Consider the following 17,173-nt stretch of genomic DNA (forward strand, 5'->3'; position numbering starts at 1 on the left):
CCGGGCTAAACCCGGCGTTTTTTTGTGTTCGTATTTTGAGGTTACTGGCTCAGCTTCGCGGCATGCCGTTGGTGGCGCTCCATGTAGCGCTCGACGTAAGAGCACGATGGAATGACGGTGTAACCCATTTCTTCAGCGTACTGCAGCGCCTGTTCGGTCAATGCGGCCGCGATGCCGCGCCCCCGCAATGCGTTGGGCACGAAGGTGCGATAGATATCCAGGGTCTGTTTCCCCAGATCCATATAGGTCAGGTAGGCACGATGACCGTCCACATTGGTCTCGAACTGATGACCAGCCTGGTCATGGTGGATGGACAACGCCTCGCTCATCACTACTCCTCGCGGGTCTTGAATTCTGACCCCTACCTTACCGATGTTTTTCCGGCGAAGGAACATCTACGCCACCCCGTGCCTGAATGGACACCGAGAAGAGCTGCACCGATCTCGCGCAACCGAGCACGTATCAAATAGTAGGCGCCATTGGCAGAAATGCTCAAGGTACGCTCGTCATCGCGCTCAGTGGGCGGGTGCTGCTCCGGGTGACGCAGGGACGGCTCGACCGGAGATATCCTCGGGTCGATAGCCTGATCATTGCCGGATGTTGAGACTTAAGACGAACGCGCGCTCTTAAAGTCACCATCAAGATGGATAAAGATTATGAGAGCCACGGCGCAAAATCCGAACAAAAGTATGGACGAATCCATATAGACAGACTTTAGCCAAGAATGAGAAAAACAGCGGTGAGTGCACGGAGCTTTTTTCGGCGGCTCGCTCATCTCGGGCCTCCTAGCTGGATATTTTTTAAACAATGCAGTTAAAAGTTGCTCGAAAAAGAATCAACGCCTACAATTTTTTTTGCTTCTTGCTACACGTCAGTTTACTTACTAGAAGTAATGGGTAGTATGTACGCCGGCTATTTCCTCACCCTGAGGAGACAGCTACTTAATAGAAAGTCCTTGAAGGGGAACACGATGAACAACGTTCTGAAATTCTCTGCTCTGGCTCTGGCCGCAGTTCTGGCTACCGGTTGCAGCAGCGTATCGAAAGAAACCGAAGCACGTCTGACTGCTACTGAAGACGCAGCAGCTCGCTCCCAGGCTCGTGCAGACGAAGCTTACCGTAAAGCTGATGAAGCTCTGGCTGCTGCTCAAAAAGCACAACAGACTGCTGACGAAGCTAACGAGCGTGCTCTGCGCATGCTGGACAAAGCTAGCCGCAAGTAATAATCCTTCGGGGTTGTTATCAAGCCGACCCATTTATGGGTCGGCTTTTTTTTTGCCCGGTGTTTCCTGCTGGCCATAAAAAACCCGCCGACGCAGCCTGCCTCGGCGGGTTCTTTTCATGCATTACTGCAGCGGGTCGATCGGCGCACTCGTCACCATCGGCGCGGAAGTGTTCGGCACTGCGATTTCCACCGGCAGGCCATCTTCAGCAGCGACCACATCACGCACCACATCCCAATTCATGCGCAGGTTGTTGGTGATGTCCTCGCGCTTGAGCATCGCGTTGATCACCGCAGTGTGCTTGTCGACCACCGACGGGTTGCCCTTGTCGTCCACCGGGGTGTGCGCTTCCAGATACACCTTGCCCCCACTGATGCCAAACTTGTAAGGGTCGTTGATGATGCGCACCGACGTCCCGACCGGCACCATGCCCGCCATTTCCAGCACGTTGTTGTTGAACATGCGGAAGCAGCCGTGGCTGGTGCGCATGCCGATGCCGAACTTCTTGTTCGAGCCGTGGATCAGGTAGCCCGGCGTGCCCAGGGTGAATTTGAACGGCCCCAGTGGATTGTCCGGGCCGGCCGGCACCACGTTCGGCAACGGATCGCCGTCAGCGGCGTGCTCGGCCTTGATCGACGCTGGAGGGGTCCAGGTCGGATTCGGCGTCTTCGCGATGATGCTGGTGTGGGCAATCGGCGAGCCCCAGCCTTCACGGCCGATACCCAGCGGGAAGGTGTACACCACGTTCCGGCCTTTCGGGTAGTAGTAGAGGCGGTATTCAGCCAGGTTGATGACGATGCCTTCACGCGGGCCCGGCGGCAGGATGAAACGTGTCGGCAGCACCACTTCGGTGCCAGCACCTGGCAACCATGCATCAACGCCAGGGTTGGCCGCGACCATTTCCGAATAGCCCAGATCGTAGGTGGTGCCAAGGTCGGCGAAGGTGTCTTCGTACTTGGCCTTGATCACTTGCACCTGACCGATGATATCTTCACCGGGCGGTGGCAGGGGCAGCTCCAATGCGGCTACGGGGCCCGCCACACAAAGGGCGGCAAGAGACAAGCAGCGGGTGACGGCAGGAAAACGCGGCAACATCCGGAAAATCCTTCGCATGATCAGACAAGGGTATAAAAACGCGATTGTACACTGGCATCTGGAATTTCGGGGAGTTGGCCGATAGCAAGCTATCTTTGAGCCTTTACAGTTCGAACCGCAGTTCCGGCCAGATCGGCGAGGTGCCACGTTTTTGCGATTCCAGAATGGCCCGGCACAGCGAGCACAAGCGCTGATCCTGGAACACCCGGCGGTCGACACTCGACCAGCGCGGTTGCGCGGGCAGCAGACTGCCGCACAAGGTTCGATCGGCCGAGCCGCCCAGTTCCAGCTGACGGGTCACCAGATGCACCCGCACTTCCTGGCAGGCGAACAGATCCAGCTGTTCGTCAGGCTCGATCAGTTGGTAGGCAAATAGGGACCAGGCAGGACGCGGCATCGGGGGCTCCAAATCGGGGCGCCACCTTAGCCGAAACACCGCCGCTAGAAAAGCGTCAAAGCAGCGGTTTCAGTGTCGGCCAGACATTTTCCAGCAACTTGTCCTGAGCGCCCGCAGCCGGGTGCAATCCGTCGGCTTGCATCAAGTCAGGATGACCGCCCACGCCGTCGAGAAAAAACGGTACCAGCGGGATGTTTTTCTCCTCGGCCAGCGCGCTGTAGACCTTCGCAAAAGCCTCGGTATAACGAACGCCGTAGTTGGGTGGCAACTGCATGCCGAGCAAAAGCACCTTGGCGCCACTGTCCCTGGAGCTGTCGATCATCGACGCAAGGTTTTGTTGCAAATTAGCTGGGGGCATTCCACGCAGGCCATCGTTCCCGCCCAACTCGAGGATCACCAGCTCAGGCTTATGCTCTGCAAGCAGCGCAGGCAGGCGCGCCTGGCCTCCGGCACTGGTGTCGCCGCTGATGGAGGCATTGACCACCTTATCGTCGAAACCTTCGCGCTTGAGCCGTTGCTCAAGCAGCGACACCCACCCCAAGCGGGTATCCAGTCCGAAACCAGCGCTGATACTATCGCCAACGATCAGGACAGTACCCGCCGCTGCGTTCTGGGCCATGCACATCAAGGCCAGGCCAGCACTCAAAAACCACACACGCATCGGATTCTCCATGGGCGCAAGCATTCTCACCGCGAAGAACCTCAGCAAAGTGGTCCCCAGCGCGGAAGGTGAACTGACTATCCTGCACGAACTCAGCCTGGAACTGAACAAGGGCGACAGCCTGGCCATCGTCGGCGCCTCCGGTTCCGGCAAATCCACCCTCCTCGGCCTGCTCGCCGGCCTCGATTTGCCGAGCAGCGGTGAAGTCACCCTCGCCGGCCAGGGCCTGAGCAGTCTCGATGAAGACCAGCGCGCGCGCATTCGGGCCGAGCATGTCGGGTTTGTGTTTCAGTCGTTTCAACTGCTGGACAGCCTCAACGCGCTGGAAAACGTCATGCTGCCGCTGGAGCTCGACGGCCGCAAAGATGCCCGCGAACGTGCTACTCAGTTGCTCCAGCGCGTTGGCCTGGGCCAGCGCCTGACCCACTCGCCACGCCAGCTCTCCGGTGGCGAACAGCAGCGCGTAGCGATTGCACGTGCGTTTGCCGCCGAACCCGATGTGCTGTTCGCCGACGAACCCACCGGCAACCTCGACAGCCACACCGGCGAGCGCATCAGTGACCTGTTGTTCGAACTCAACCAGGAACGCGGCACGACCCTGGTGCTGGTGACCCACGACGAACGCCTGGCACATCGCTGCCGGCGCCTGATCCGCCTTGAAGCCGGCCTGCTGGTCGCCCCTCTGGAGCCTTGATGGCACGCCTGCCGCTGTTGCGCCTGTTCAGCCTTGCCATCCGCCAACTCCTGCGCGATGCCCGCGCCGGTGAGCTGCGTGTGTTGTTCTTCGCCCTGGTGGTTGCCGTGGCGGCGAGTACCGCCATTGGTTATTTCGGTGCTCGCCTGAACGGCGCCATGATGTTGCGCGCTACCGAGTTTCTTGGCGCCGACCTGTTGCTTGAAGGCAGCTCTCCCGCGCGTCCGGAACAGATCAAAAGTGGCACGGAACTGGGGCTCGAACACGCTCAAGTGGTGGAATTCTCCAGTGTCATCGCCACCGACAACGGCATTCAGCTGTCCAGCATCAAGGCCGCCGACGACGTTTATCCGCTGCGCGGCGAACTGAAAAGCGCCCCGGCGCCCTTCGCCCCGGAAGAAGCCGGTGGCGGACCGAAACCCGGCGAGGCCTGGGTCGAAGCGCGGCTGCTGACTGCGCTCGACCTGAAGATCGGCGACAGCATAGACGTCGGAATGCGTACGCTGAAGCTGGCGCGAGTGCTGACCTATGAACCGGATCGTGCCGGCAATTTCTACAGCCTCACGCCGCGGGTATTGATCAACCTCAGCGACCTCGCTGCGACCGGGGTGGTGCAGCCCGGCAGCCGGGTCAGTTACCGCGAACTCTGGCGCGGAAAAGCCGAGGCACTGGAAACCTATCGTCAACTGATCAAACCCGGCCTGGCCGCCAACCAGCGCATTCAGGATGCCCGCGACGGCAACCGGCAGATCGGCGGTGCGTTGGGCAAGGCCGAACGCTACTTGAACATGGCCAGCCTGGTCGCAGTTCTGTTGTCCGGCGTGGCCGTGGCGCTGTCGGCAACACGCTTCGCCACTCGCCGATTCGACGCCAGTGCGTTGCTGCGTTGCCTGGGTCTGTCGCGTCGGGAAACCATGGTGCTGTTCAGTTTGCAGCTGACGGTACTTGGCCTGCTCGCCAGCCTCAGCGGCGCACTGCTAGGCTGGCTTGCACAGCTTGGATTGTTCGCGTTGCTGCATGATTTGTTGCCAACCGACGTACCACCGGGCGGTCTGTTTCCCGCCATCGCCGGGATCGGCACCGGGCTGGTGGCCTTGGCCGGTTTTGCCCTGCCGCCCCTGGCGGCACTCGGTCGAGTGCCGCCGCTGCGGGTGCTGCGTCGGGACATGCTGCCGATTCCTTCCAGCACGTGGATGGTCTATGGCGCCGCGCTGGGCGCCCTAGGCCTGATCATGTGGCGTCTGAGCCTCGATCTGGTGCTGACCTTCGCCTTGCTCGGCGGCGGCGTGATCGCGGCGGTTATACTGGGCGGCCTGCTGTTGCTGCTGCTCAAAAGCCTGCGTCGGATGCTGGCACGCGCCTCTTTGCCCTGGCGCCTTGGGCTGGGCCAACTGCTGCGTCATCCTCTAGCGGCAGCGGGACAATCCCTGGCGTTCGGTCTGATCCTGTTGTCCATGGCGTTGATCGCGTTGTTGCGCGGCGAGTTGCTGGACACCTGGCAGAACCAGTTGCCGAAAAACGCGCCGAACTATTTCGCCCTGAACATTCTGCCCGCCGACAAACAGGCTTTCACTGATCGACTGATCGAACTGTCAGCCCAATCGGCGCCGCTGTACCCGGTGGTGCCGGGACGACTAATCAGCGTCAACGGCGAGCCGGTGCAGGAAATCGTCAGCAAGGATTCGGCGGGTGACCGGGCTATCCAGCGTGACCTGAGCCTGACCTGGGCTGCAGACCTGCCGGCGGGCAACAAACTCACGGCGGGCAACTGGTGGAGCGAACAGCCAGCCGATGACGTTCCTGGCGTGTCGGTGGAAGGCAAGGTTGCCGAAAGCCTGAAGCTCAAGCTCGGCGATCACATGGTCTTTACCGTCGGCGGGGTCAATCGCGAAGCGAAGGTCACCAGCTTGCGGGAGATCAACTGGGACAACTTCCAGCCAAACTTCTTCATGATCTTCCAGCCTGGCACGCTGAAGGATTTGCCCGCGACCTACCTGACCAGTTTCTATCTGGCGGCGGGTCACGATCAGCAGATTGTCGACCTGTCCAGGGCCTTCCCGGCGGTGACCATTCTGCAAGTCGAAGCCTTGCTGGAGCAACTGCGCAGCATCCTCGCCCAGGTCACCCTGGCCGTGGAATACGTGCTGCTGTTTGTATTGGCGGCGGGGATGGCAGTGTTGTTCTCGGGCTTGCAGGCGACCCTCGATGAGCGCATTCGCCAAGGCGCCCTGTTACGAGCACTGGGTGCCGAACGGCAGTTGCTGGTCAAGGCGCGGCGGATCGAGTTCGGTTTGCTCGGCGCGGTCAGCGGGCTTTTGGCGGCGTTGGGTTCGGAACTGGTGAGCCTGGTGCTTTACCGCTATGCCTTCGACCTGCCATGGCATCCGCATCCGTGGCTGCTGGTGTTGCCATTGATTGGCGCGGTGCTGATCGGCGGCGCCGGTGTATTCGGTACCCGCCGTGCGTTGAATGCCAGCCCCCTGACAGTGTTGCGCGAGGGTTGATAGACTCAAGGCCTTTCCATCACAAGAAGTTGCCATGAGCCGTTATCGCCCTCCCCGCACCGCTGGCACCGCGCTGATCACCCCCGAAGGTGAAGCGCGGATGCGGGCCGAGTTTCATGAGCTCTGGCATGTCCGTCGGCCTCAGGTGACGCAATCGGTCAGCGAGGCGGCGGCCCAGGGGGATCGTTCGGAAAACGCCGAGTACACCTACGGCAAAAAGATGCTGCGCGAAATCGACAGTCGCGTGCGCTTTCTCACCAAGCGTCTCGAAGCACTGAAGGTTGTCAGCGAGAAGCCCAGCGACCCGAACAAAGTCTACTTCGGCGCCTGGGTCACCATCGAAGATGAAGACGGCAAAGAGTCACGCTACCGCATTGTCGGGCCGGATGAACTGGACTTGAAACTGGGCCTTATCAGCATCGACTCGCCGCTCGCCCGCGCGTTGATCGGCAAGGCGCTGGACGCCGAGGTTCGGGTCCAGACACCCACGGGAGAGCAATGCGTGTACATCGTGGCGATCGAGTATGTCTAAAACTTCAGCGGCGCGTGATCAAACCTTGCCGGGCAACCCGGGTCAGCTGCCTGATCACCTCTGGCGCCTCTTCGACGCTGGGCGATTGAATCACCGCCAGATCAAAACTGTCGCTGGCAAATCGCGCCAGTGATTCACCGTCTTCGACAAACTGGATCAGGAACGCTGCGGGGCCGCCGGTACGACGTGGCCAGCCATCGAGATAACGCAGGAGCGTCGGCTGATGTTTTCCGCCAAGCAGGATTTTTGGATTGCGCTGGGTGAGGTGTGCCGTGATCGGCGCGGGGCGTACAACAGGGCTTAGTGCATTCATTGGGTCGTGTCTCTGCCTCAAAAGTCTGCATGGCAGGTGAGAGGCAACACCGAACCAGCGCTTTAGCGGTATTTCGAAGCCTGTTTCAAGCTTCTATCGGCAACTGAATGAGTCACCTGGCGCCCCGCAAGTAGCTGTTTAAATCGGCGCATGAGCAGCATCCTAGAGAAGCTGACCGGACAGTGTCAAGAATGACGCGCAACAAAAAGGCCCGCGCAATGCGGGCCTTTTCGTTGAGCCAGAGCGGTCAGTCAGCGATCGCGCGGTCTACCGACAGTTTGCCGGCACCCTCAATCAGTACAGCGATGCTGCCGCCGAGCAAGGCCAGGGCGAATTCATAACCGTTGTTGGACATGAACAGACCGTGGCTGATGTGCACGGTGAAAATGGCAACCAGCGAAAGGAAGGTCAGCCCCAGCGCTGCCGGGCGTACCAGCAGACCGATGATCAAGGCCAGACCGCCGAAGAACTCGGTACCACCGGACAGGATCGCCATCAGGTGACCCGGTGCCAGACCCAGGCTTTCCATGTACTGCGCGGTGCCGGCAATGCCGTAACCACCGAACATGCCGAAGAGCTTCTGGGCGCCGTGAGCGGCAAAGATGATACCGACGAAGATCCGCAGAACGGTCAAGCCGTAGCCTGCGCGGGTAAACAGTACCTTGTTGATCAGTGTGCTCATGCTATGTCATCCATTGTGATTGTGTGTTGGTTGGCCGCTATATTAATCGATAAACGCGATGCTAAAAGCGCAATTTTTGCGACATAACAATCAGTTTAGTCGATCATTTCCGTGAGACAACTTTCTGCCCCTGGGGCTCCAACGATTCCCTCTCACGATCGAACGCCAAGTAATACTTGTTCACGCTATTAACATAGCTGACGGCGCCCATTCCCACCTGCTCCATGGCAATGCGCTCGACCTGGAAGAACCACTGATTGGGATTCAGGCCACGGCGCCGGGCTTCGGCGCGCATGCCCTGCACCCGTTCCGGCCCCATGTTGTAAGCCGCCAGCACAAACGCCATGCGCTCGCGCTCGTTGAGTTTGGGGCTTGCGAAGAACTTGCGTCGGATCATCGCCAGGTACTTGGCACCGGCCTGCACATTGGCATCGAGGTTCTGAATGTTATTGACCCCGACGCGCTGGGCGGCGGACGGAGTGATCTGCATCAGGCCGGTGGGGCCGCTGCCACTATGGGCATTGGGTTGCAGGGCGGATTCCTTGAAGGCCAGTGCCGCCAGGTTCAACCAGTCCATGCCTTGGGCATCCGCGTGCTTTTGCAGCACAGGGCGAAGTTTTTCCAGACGCTGCCGATCAGCCTTGGCCAATGGATAGTGCACTTGATACAGACGTCGATAGATGCGCAGGAACGCCGCATCCTGGTCCGACGGTTTCTTGTAGGTCGTCAGGAAACGATCAATGCTCGCGCGCAGCATCGAAGCGTCGCGGCGCACAAACCAGAACTCCTCGCCCGGCTCGCTGATCAGCACCTGCTTATCGAAGCGCAACTTGGGCAGGATCTTGCCCCAGCGCTCGGCAATCGGTTGCTCGACGATGGTCAGATGAAAGATCCCGCCCTGGACCATTTCCAGAACGTCTTCGACCGCCAGACTGGGATCGACCCATTCGATTTTCACCGGTGCCAGTTTGTGCAATGCAAGCTTTGAATTGATCTGACTGACCGCATCCCCGGCCGCACTGCCGGTGGGCAGCGCCAGGGTTTTACCCGAGAGTTGTTCGACGCGGGTGTAACGACGTTCACCCTTGATGCCCACCAGCACCAACGGGATGTTGCTGGCAATCGGTTCACTGCTGCTGACCGCATGGCCCGGTTGCAAATCGAGCAGTTCCCCCGGCGCCACCAGGTCGCCTTCCCCGCGCTGCAAGGCACCGAGCAGTTGGTCCTTGCCTTTGGGAATGATCTTGAGGGTGATTTCCTGACCGTCACGGGCGTGACCGTTGAGGTATTGCTCGAAGGCGCGCAGGCGGTGGTATTCGACGCCGATAGACTGGCCCTGGACTTCGCCGGAACTGTTGCGGCTTTGGTTGACCAGCACCCGCAACACACGACTGCTGCGAATTTCCGCCAGGTCACGGACCTTGGCCGCCGGCACGGCTTGCAGCGGGCCGGCCAGACGCGCGACCGCCGGCATCGGCAGCAGCAACGAACAGCACAGCAGTAGCAACATCGAGGGACGTGTCATCCACTCTCCGGAAAGATTACTGGGCCGACCTCACGAGTTTTCATGAAATCGAACGACAGAAACAGAGCGCCTTGAGCGCTGACAAAGTGCGAAAGACTGGCACAGTGATGGCATCTTGGCCACCCCAGCCTGTCTCGCGGCATCAAGAGACAGCTTTAACTCGTTGTAGTTCTTGGCTTTTCTTATAAATCTACAGCTCTGATATGCTTTCCGGCCTTTGGTCCGAGGTAGCACCATGCAACTCATCGATATCGGCGTCAACCTGACCAACCCCAGTTTTGCGGATAAACACCAGGCCGTACTTGATCGCGCATATGCCGCGGGGGTCTGCCAATTGGTGCTGACCGGCACCAGTGTCGATGGCAGCGAACAGGCCCTGGAACTGTGCCGGCAACTGGACGAAACGGCTCAGCGGCTGTTCGCCACTGCAGGCATTCACCCTCATTCGGCCAGCGACTGGAACGCCGACAGCGCTCAGCGCCTGCGCGCTTTGCTCAAGGAACCCAACGTAGTGGCCGTGGGTGAATGCGGGCTGGATTTCAATCGCGATTTCTCGCCGCGCCCCCAGCAGGAAAAAGTCCTCGAAGAGCACCTGGCGATGGCGGTCGAATTGCAATTGCCGGTGTTCCTCCATGAGCGCGATGCCAGTCAGCGGCTGCTGGAAATCCTTCGTGATTACCGTGACCAACTGCCGGCCGCGGTGGTGCATTGCTTCACCGGGGAAAAGAAGGCGCTGTTCAGCTACCTCGATCTGGATTTGCACATCGGCATCACCGGCTGGATCTGCGACGAGCGCCGGGGCACGCATTTGCATCCGTTGGTGAAAGAGATCAAGCGCGGGCGTTTGATGCTGGAGAGCGATGCGCCGTATCTGTTGCCACGCAGCTTGCGACCAAAGCCGAAGAACGGTCGCAATGAACCGGCGTACTTGACGGAGGTGTTGCGGGAGGTGGCGTTGCATCGGGGGGAAACGGAAGAGGATCTGGCGGCCCACACAACCGCCTGTGCCCGCGCGTTCTACGGCCTGCCCTCAATCCCCCAGTAACCACAAATCCCCTTGTGGGAGTGAGCCTGCTCGCGATTGCGGTCTGAAAGTCACCTCAATGTTGAATGTTCCACCGCTATCGCGAGCAGGCTCGCTCCCACAATTGATCCACATCAAGTTCAGAATCGCTGCATAGCGGCACAATGATGGCACCTTGCCAATGCTGTTTCCGCTATCAGAGAAGACCTCCATGGGTGCCTGGCTTAGCAACATCTCGCTGAAATACAAATTCTGGGCGGTCAATGCGGTCGCCTTCTTCACCACGCTCTTGCTGGTGTTGTACGCCGTGCAGCTCGAACAACAGGCCCGCAGCCACGCCTCTCAAGTGTCGGCTCAGGCTCAGGCGCGCTTGCTCAATGCCTGGCCTGCCGGACAACCGCTGCCCAAGACCGATAACCTGCTGACCTTCAGTCGCGGGCAGGCCCCGCTGCTGAACGAGCAGCCGGTGCTGGAACTGGCCGATGCCCATGGCTGGGTCGAAATCAACGTCATGCCGCTGTTCGGCGACAACCCGCTGATGGGTGCCGAGGTGTTCCCCCGCCCCGATGGTCAGCAGGTCGCGGTGGTCGCCCATGGCCCGAGCCTGAGCCAGGTGTTCGGCGAACGCTTCGCCCACTACGCAGTGGCGGTGTTCATTCTGATGCTGGCGATGCTTGGCGCTTCGCAGTTGTTGATCCGGTTCCTGCTGAGCCAACTCAACACCTTGAAAGATGTGATGCTCCACGTCGAGAAAACCGGCGACCTGTCAGCCCGTGTGCCGCTGGCCTGCAAGGACGAAGTCGGGCAGATGGCCAATGCCTTCAACGCGATGCAGGCCGGTTACCAGCGAGTGGTCAACACCGTCGCCAGCACCGCCCGGCAACTGGATGTCGGCGCGGCAAGACTGGCCTCGAGCATGAACGAGGTGCGTCACGGCATGCTTGGCCAGCAAAGCGAAACTGATCAGGCCGCCACGGCGATCAACGAAATGACCGCCACCGTCTATCACATCGCCCAGCACGCTGGCGCAACCCGCGACCTCTCGCAAACTGCTGACACCTTGGCCGGCAGCGGGCAGGAAGTGGTCAGTCGGGTGCAGAAATCCATCGCCGGGTTGTCCGGCGGCGTGCAGCAGACGGCCAAGATGATCCAGCGCCTGGCCGAGGACAGTCAGAAAATCAACGGCGTGGTCGGCGTGATTCACAGCATTGCCGAGCAGACCAATTTGCTGGCCCTGAATGCTGCGATTGAAGCGGCCCGGGCCGGCGAAATGGGCCGCGGCTTTGCGGTGGTCGCCGATGAGGTGCGCAACCTGGCCAAGCGCGTGCAAACCTCGACCGACGAGATCACGATCATGGTTTCCGCGTTGCAGGCCGGGACTCGGGACGCGGTGGACTTCATGCAGGAGAGCTCGTTCAAGGCCGATGACTGCGTGCAACAGGCCCAAGAGGCTGGCGTCGCACTGGCGCAAATCACCAGTGCGGTGGCGCAGATGCGCGAAAGCAATACGCAGATTGCAGTGGCGGCCGAGCAGCAGAGTCAGGTCGCGGAAGAAATGAATCGGGCGGTGGTGAGTATTAGGGATGTGACCGAGAACACGGTGCAGCAGACGGTGGATTCGGCGACTACCAGTAATGAGCTGGCGGCGTTGGCCGGGGAATTGAACAAGGCTATAGGGCAGCTCAAACTTTGAAGGCCCCTTCGCGGGCAAGCCTCGCTCCTACAGGGAATTGCGCGCTCTTGATGTTGTAGGAGCGAGGCTTGCCCGCGAAGGCGTCAGCCCGGTCAACATCAATCCTGACCATGACCGCTATCACTTCGATAGCCAACCTTGATTCGCTGCTCGCAGTGACCACGCCTATTCTTCAATCATGTGTTCAACATGGATCGAGGATTAGCATCATGGGCAAACGTCACCCCAACCTACCCGCCTGGCAATGGCGAGCCTACCCGGGCAATCACCAGCACCCGACCAATCTGGTGTTGCACCTGATTGCCGTGCCGCTGTTCATCGTGGCGTTTTTGCTGATTGTTTCCGGGGTGTTCGGCCTGAACTTCGTGAACTTCGCCATCGGTGTCATTGGCGTGATCGCCGCGCTGGGCTTGCAGCGCCACGGCCACAGCCTGGAGGCGCAAGCCTCCGAGCCGTTCAGTGATCGTAAGGATGCGCTGTCGCGATTGCTGGTCGAGCAGTTCCTGACCTTTCCACGGTTTTTCCTCAGCGGCGGCTGGTGGCGCGCCTGGCGTGAGCGCCACCGTCGTCACTGATCAGGCGAAAATCGTCACCGTCTGCCGACTCATGGCGATCAACTGACCGTCCGCGCTCCACAATTTCGCGGCCGCGTGACCGTAGCCATCGGCACCATGCTCGATTTCCACCAGGTATTTGCACCAGTCCAGCGTGCTCAACTCGAGCAAAGGCTGGACGAATTCGATGGTCCAGGTCAGCGTGCTGCCCATCGCGGGTTTGCTCAGGTGTGGCAACAGGGCCGGTGGCCAGGCGTCCACCAGCGCCAGAATATGCGACTCGCCGAGCGCCTCTTCCTTCACATCCCCACGCAAACGCACCCAGCCACCCATCTCGCGGGATTTGTTGCCGGTGAACGGCAGACCGCCGACACTCCAGCGCATCGCCAGATGCTGCATGAATTCCGGGAGTACGCCTTTGATATACGGCAGTTCCTGGCAATCGTCCCAGTGTTTCATTTCAGGTGCCGGCTCGGCCGCGACCGCCACTTCGGAAGGTCGCGAGGCACCGAAGCTGCCCTGGATCAACGTCACCACTTGCCCCTTCTGCATCGCCCGGCCCAGCACCTGGCTGACGGCTTTACCTTCGCGCAGAACATCGACCTCAAAACTGACCGGCACTTCGGGTTCGACTGGCCCGACAAAGGTGATCGCCAGCGAACGCACCGGCCGATCCGCCGGGACTTTTGCGCGCATGGCTTCGTATTGCAACGCGGCCACCAGGCCACCGAAACTGGCACGCCCCTGAGCCCATTCGGCCGGGATAGACAGCGCCAGCGGCTGGCTGCGGACGGCGTCGAGCAGATCGGAAAAGCGCATGGAGACCTCGGAGAGCGAAAAAGGATGGAGGGATCTTAACCAGCCCGCGGAGACGGCACAGCGCTTATTCCGGCCAAAAGCACTGACAGATGAGCCGCACGGGGCTCAGTGCTCAACACAAAACCACTGTGGGAGCGAGCCTGCTCGCGATAGCGGTCTGTCAGCCAGCCCTGATGCCGACTGATACACCGCTTTCGCGAGCAGGTTCGCTCCCACATTTGATCGGGGGGGTTCAGGATTTGAAGCAGGCGTCGCTGAGTTTGTCGAGGACGCGGTCGGCGCGGCTTTCGGCCTTGGCCATGGTGGCTTTCCAGACGGCGACACAAGGTTGCAGATCGGGTTCCTGTTCAGCCTTGGCCAGCCATTGAAAACAGTCATGCCAGTCGCCCAGGGCACCTTGCGCCGACCTCAAACGTGGCATCGCCGCGTCAGGCAATCGGTCAAGTTCGGGATAGGCGTCGATGCCATAGCGCACGCGCTTGATCAACAGGCGCAAGCGATGGCGATCATGGGCAGGATCGTGCAGGGCCTGATCGAGTTTCTTCCACTGTTTGGCGAGGCGTTTTTCGATGCGTTTGCGCAGGCCCTTGAGCAAGCCCTGACGCTCGCAGGCGCGGAGAAAACGCGGAAAGGCATCGAGGATCATCAGTAGCTGCGTGACCTCGGGGCTTGTCGCCACCGCCGGATAAGCCGTGGCCATCTGCGCCATGCGTCGTTGCGCTGCTTCGGGTTGATCGTGCTTGAGCAAGTAAGCCGCCAGCACTTCGCGATCACGCAACGGTGTGGTCAGCTCACCCACCCGGGACGCCGCCGCTTCCAGCTGCTCGACGCCGGGAAGCCCACGCAACGGCCGCAACAGGCTGCGCAAACGGCGAACCGTCGTGCGCAGGTCGTGCAACGCTTCCGGGTCGGTGCGCGCACTCAGGCGCGCCTGGCAAGCCAGCAGACGAACTTCCAGGCTCAGTACTTGAGCCACCAACCGATCAACCAAGGCAGACATCGTTTGCTCCCTGAAGCGAATTTCCTTAAGCCTAGATCATGCCTCAACGACCAGCGCGTGACTCACGAATATAGAAGCGCGCCTTCTCGGCTTTTTTGGTGCAGCCCTCGAAGCCTTCGAACTGCTGCTGAGTCTTGGCCGCCGTCAACAGCGACAAGGCCTTGGAATAGCTGACGGTGCCGGCGAAACCCTCGGCCTTGGCCAGGTCCAGTTCATGCCACGCCGCGTCGAGCCCGCTACCGCAGCTGTCACGATAAGCGGTTTTACCGGCACAACCGGCGAGTGCCAGGGCAATCAAAGGCACACAGATCCAGGCTTTCATCACTCACACCTCAACATTAGGTAAACAGTCGTGCTGGTAAGACGGTCTGGCACGTGAAAAGTGCCTTGGCCCCGCCACGCAAACTTCAAGCGCCCGCGAGAATACCCACGCGCCGCCATGGAGTGTCGAAAAAACGACGCCCTCGGCCCACCGAGCGACCTTAGCGATTGAAGCGCGCCCCGTGATGGGTGCATTGTTGAACCTTGTCAGACGAGGGCGATTCATGAAAAAGCGTGTCGCACTGGTGCTGGGCTCAGGCGGGGCCCGGGGCTATGCCCATATCGGTGTCATTGAAGAAATCGAACGGCGCGGCTACGACATCGCCTGCATCGCGGGATGCTCGATGGGCGCCGTGGTCGGCGGGATCTACGCCGCCGGCAAACTTGACGATTATCGCGACTGGATCGAGAGCCTGGACTACCTCGATGTGTTGCGTCTGGTGGACGTCAGTTTTCGTCTGGGCGCGATTCGCGGGGAGAAGGTGTTCGGGCAGATCCGCAAGATTGTCGGCGAGATCAACATCGAAGACCTGCGCATCCCTTACACGGCGGTGGCCACCGACCTGACCAACCAGCAGGAAATCTGGTTCCAGGAAGGTTGCCTGCACCAGGCCATGCGGGCCTCGGCAGCGATTCCGAGCTTGTTCACGCCTGTGATGCAGGGCAATCGCATGCTGGTGGACGGTGGCATTCTCAACCCTTTACCAATCGTGCCCGTGGTGTCGAGCCATTGCGACCTGATCATTGCGGTCAATCTCAACTCCACCAACCAGCGCCACTATAAACTGCCGGTGATTCAGCGTCCGCCCGCGTTCAAGACCCGGTTCGACAGCCTGATCAATTCACTGGGTTCAAAATTGCCGTTCCGCCGCAAACAGGCAGAACAATTGCTGCTACTGGAAAAGGAAGCGTTGATGGCCGAAGCGGCCGAGATCAATCCCTGGATCGAATCCGCCGAACCCGAAGCCCAGCAACCGGCAGCCGCCCCTGAGCGCGAAGGCGCCCCGAAGTCCGCGACCGGTTCCTTTATCATCGACAACGTGGGGCCGGCGTCTTTGCTGGACTTGATCAACCAGAGCTTCGAGGTGATGCAGACTTCGTTGGCGCAGTACAAGATCGCCGGGTATCCGCCAGATATCTTGATCAACGTGCCGAAACGGGTGTGCCGCTTTTTCGAGTTTTACAAGGCGCCGGAGTTGATCGCATTGGGGCGGGAGATTGCGCGGGATACGCTGGACAGCTATGAGAACGAGCGGGATTCCTGACGTTTTCGGGTGAATGATCCGGCCTCTTCGCGGGCAAGCCTCGCTCCTACAGGATTTGAGTCGTTCGCGAGCGTTGTGAACAACTCAAATCCTGTAGGAGCGAGGCTTGCCCGCGAAGACAACAGACCGGACACCAAAAAGCTAAAGGCTGCCCTCACTCAACAACCGATACCCAACCCCCGCCTCAGTCACGATGAACCGAGGCTGAGTCGGGTCATCCGCCAGTTTCTGGCGCAAATGCCCCACCACAATCCGCAAATAATGGCTGTCTTCGGTATGGGTCGGCCCCCAGATATCTTTCAGCAGCTGCTGCTGGGTGATCACCCGCCCGGGGTGCCGGGCCAGTTGCGCCAGGACCGCATACTCTTTGCGGGTCAGGGCGACTTCGGTGCTATCGAGCAGCACCCGGCGATAGGCCAGGTCCACGGTCAACGGGCCGAACGTCAGCGCCGCTTGCTGAGCCTCGCCAGCGGGCGCCTGGCGCAACAAGGCGCGCACCCGGGCCAGGAACTCCTGAATACCGAACGGCTTGGTCACGTAATCGTTGGCACCGCCATCGAGTGCTTCCACCTTCTGCCCTTCGCCGGCACGCACCGAGAGCACCAGAACCGGCACTGTCGACCATTCGCGAAACTCGCGCAGCACTTGCTGGCCGTCCATGTCCGGTAAACCGAGGTCGAGCACCAGCAGGTCAGGTTTGTTCAGCGCCGCCTGCGCCAGGCCTTCGGTGCCAGTGCCAGCTTCCAGTACTTTGTAGCCTTGGGAGGCGAGGCTGATGCGCAGGAATTTGCGGATTTGCGGTTCGTCGTCGATGACCAAAATGGTCGCGGTCTGGCTCATGAATTCACATCAAAAAAAAGAAGTAGCAAGAG

Annotated in this window: 19 protein-coding genes; 8 read left to right on the forward strand and 11 right to left on the reverse strand. The window is 60.2% G+C overall.

The window, feature by feature from the left end; translation table 11 throughout:
- Positions 1-41 precede the first annotated feature (41 nt).
- On the reverse strand, positions 42-329 hold the full coding sequence (locus ACA068_RS20555; RefSeq protein WP_020800382.1) for a GNAT family N-acetyltransferase: 288 nt from the start codon (positions 327-329) through the stop codon (positions 42-44).
- A 641-nt stretch (positions 330-970) separates the two neighbouring features.
- On the opposite strand from ACA068_RS20555, the gene oprI reads away from it, so the two are divergent.
- Complete coding sequence (gene oprI / locus ACA068_RS20560; RefSeq protein WP_002553018.1) at positions 971-1,222, forward strand: outer membrane lipoprotei OprI; 252 nt, start codon at positions 971-973, stop codon at positions 1,220-1,222.
- 123 nt (positions 1,223-1,345) lie between these two features.
- On the opposite strand, the gene ACA068_RS20565 is transcribed toward oprI, so the two are convergent.
- The 3 genes from ACA068_RS20565 to ACA068_RS20575 form a co-directional block, all read right to left on the reverse strand.
- Entirely contained in the window at positions 1,346-2,317 is a 972-nt protein-coding gene (locus ACA068_RS20565; RefSeq protein ID WP_497304371.1) for a L,D-transpeptidase family protein, read from the reverse strand.
- Between the two features lie 103 nt (positions 2,318-2,420).
- Complete coding sequence (locus ACA068_RS20570; protein WP_003226812.1) at positions 2,421-2,714, reverse strand: hypothetical protein; 294 nt, start codon at positions 2,712-2,714, stop codon at positions 2,421-2,423.
- Between the two features lie 55 nt (positions 2,715-2,769).
- Positions 2,770-3,375: an arylesterase gene (locus ACA068_RS20575; protein ID WP_010461351.1), complete on the reverse strand. Its 606-nt coding sequence runs from the start codon at positions 3,373-3,375 to the stop codon at positions 2,770-2,772.
- Positions 3,376-3,385: 10 nt separating this feature from the next.
- Here ACA068_RS20575 and ACA068_RS20580 point away from each other — a divergent pair, with 10 nt between their 5' ends.
- From ACA068_RS20580 to greB, 3 genes are read left to right on the forward strand one after another with little or no spacing between them, the layout of a single operon-like run.
- Positions 3,386-4,069 (forward strand): ABC transporter ATP-binding protein, encoded by a 684-nt coding sequence (locus ACA068_RS20580; RefSeq protein ID WP_497304373.1) that lies wholly within the window; start codon positions 3,386-3,388, stop codon positions 4,067-4,069.
- On the forward strand, positions 4,069-6,573 hold the full coding sequence (locus ACA068_RS20585; protein ID WP_497304375.1) for an ABC transporter permease: 2,505 nt from the start codon (positions 4,069-4,071) through the stop codon (positions 6,571-6,573). Before ACA068_RS20580 ends, ACA068_RS20585 begins: the two co-directional genes overlap by 1 nt.
- Before the next feature lie 34 nt (positions 6,574-6,607).
- Positions 6,608-7,105, forward strand: a complete 498-nt coding sequence (gene greB / locus ACA068_RS20590) for a transcription elongation factor GreB (RefSeq protein ID WP_497304377.1) — start codon at positions 6,608-6,610, stop codon at positions 7,103-7,105.
- Positions 7,106-7,109: 4 nt separating this feature from the next.
- Here the strand turns inward: greB and ACA068_RS20595 are convergent, their stop codons facing one another.
- The 3 genes from ACA068_RS20595 to ACA068_RS20605 form a co-directional block, all read right to left on the reverse strand.
- A complete protein-coding gene (locus ACA068_RS20595; RefSeq protein WP_010461613.1) occupies positions 7,110-7,418 on the reverse strand; it encodes a hypothetical protein in 309 nt (102 codons plus the stop codon).
- Between the two features lie 247 nt (positions 7,419-7,665).
- The gene (locus tag ACA068_RS20600) at positions 7,666-8,100 is read right to left on the reverse strand and encodes a DoxX family protein (protein ID WP_094468404.1); all 435 of its coding nucleotides are present in this window, start codon (positions 8,098-8,100) and stop codon (positions 7,666-7,668) included.
- 103 nt (positions 8,101-8,203) lie between these two features.
- On the reverse strand, positions 8,204-9,625 hold the full coding sequence (locus ACA068_RS20605; RefSeq protein ID WP_497304380.1) for an MltF family protein: 1,422 nt from the start codon (positions 9,623-9,625) through the stop codon (positions 8,204-8,206).
- Between the two features lie 235 nt (positions 9,626-9,860).
- On the opposite strand from ACA068_RS20605, the gene ACA068_RS20610 reads away from it, so the two are divergent.
- From ACA068_RS20610 to ACA068_RS20620, 3 genes are all read left to right on the forward strand, one after another.
- On the forward strand, positions 9,861-10,670 hold the full coding sequence (locus ACA068_RS20610) for a TatD family hydrolase (RefSeq protein ID WP_497304382.1): 810 nt from the start codon (positions 9,861-9,863) through the stop codon (positions 10,668-10,670).
- Positions 10,671-10,860: 190 nt separating this feature from the next.
- Complete coding sequence (locus ACA068_RS20615; RefSeq protein WP_497304384.1) at positions 10,861-12,342, forward strand: methyl-accepting chemotaxis protein; 1,482 nt, start codon at positions 10,861-10,863, stop codon at positions 12,340-12,342.
- Between the two features lie 209 nt (positions 12,343-12,551).
- Positions 12,552-12,917, forward strand: coding sequence for a terminase (locus tag ACA068_RS20620; protein ID WP_497295204.1), 366 nt, complete (start codon positions 12,552-12,554; stop codon positions 12,915-12,917).
- Here ACA068_RS20620 and ACA068_RS20625 read toward each other — a convergent pair whose 3' ends face one another.
- From ACA068_RS20625 to ACA068_RS20635, 3 genes are all read right to left on the reverse strand, one after another.
- Positions 12,918-13,715, reverse strand: a complete 798-nt coding sequence (locus ACA068_RS20625; RefSeq protein WP_497304386.1) for an acyl-CoA thioesterase — start codon at positions 13,713-13,715, stop codon at positions 12,918-12,920.
- Between the two features lie 232 nt (positions 13,716-13,947).
- A complete protein-coding gene (locus ACA068_RS20630) occupies positions 13,948-14,715 on the reverse strand; it encodes a CHAD domain-containing protein (RefSeq protein WP_497304388.1) in 768 nt (255 codons plus the stop codon).
- A 43-nt stretch (positions 14,716-14,758) separates the two neighbouring features.
- Entirely contained in the window at positions 14,759-15,037 is a 279-nt protein-coding gene (locus ACA068_RS20635) for a hypothetical protein (protein ID WP_010461623.1), read from the reverse strand.
- A 223-nt stretch (positions 15,038-15,260) separates the two neighbouring features.
- On the opposite strand from ACA068_RS20635, the gene ACA068_RS20640 reads away from it, so the two are divergent.
- Complete coding sequence (locus ACA068_RS20640) at positions 15,261-16,301, forward strand: patatin-like phospholipase family protein (protein WP_497304390.1); 1,041 nt, start codon at positions 15,261-15,263, stop codon at positions 16,299-16,301.
- Positions 16,302-16,442: 141 nt separating this feature from the next.
- On the opposite strand, the gene ACA068_RS20645 is transcribed toward ACA068_RS20640, so the two are convergent.
- A complete protein-coding gene (locus ACA068_RS20645) occupies positions 16,443-17,141 on the reverse strand; it encodes a response regulator (protein WP_219095332.1) in 699 nt (232 codons plus the stop codon).
- Positions 17,142-17,173: the final 32 nt, after the last annotated feature.

The sequence above is a fragment of the Pseudomonas sp. LBUM1660 genome, from assembly GCF_059695935.1.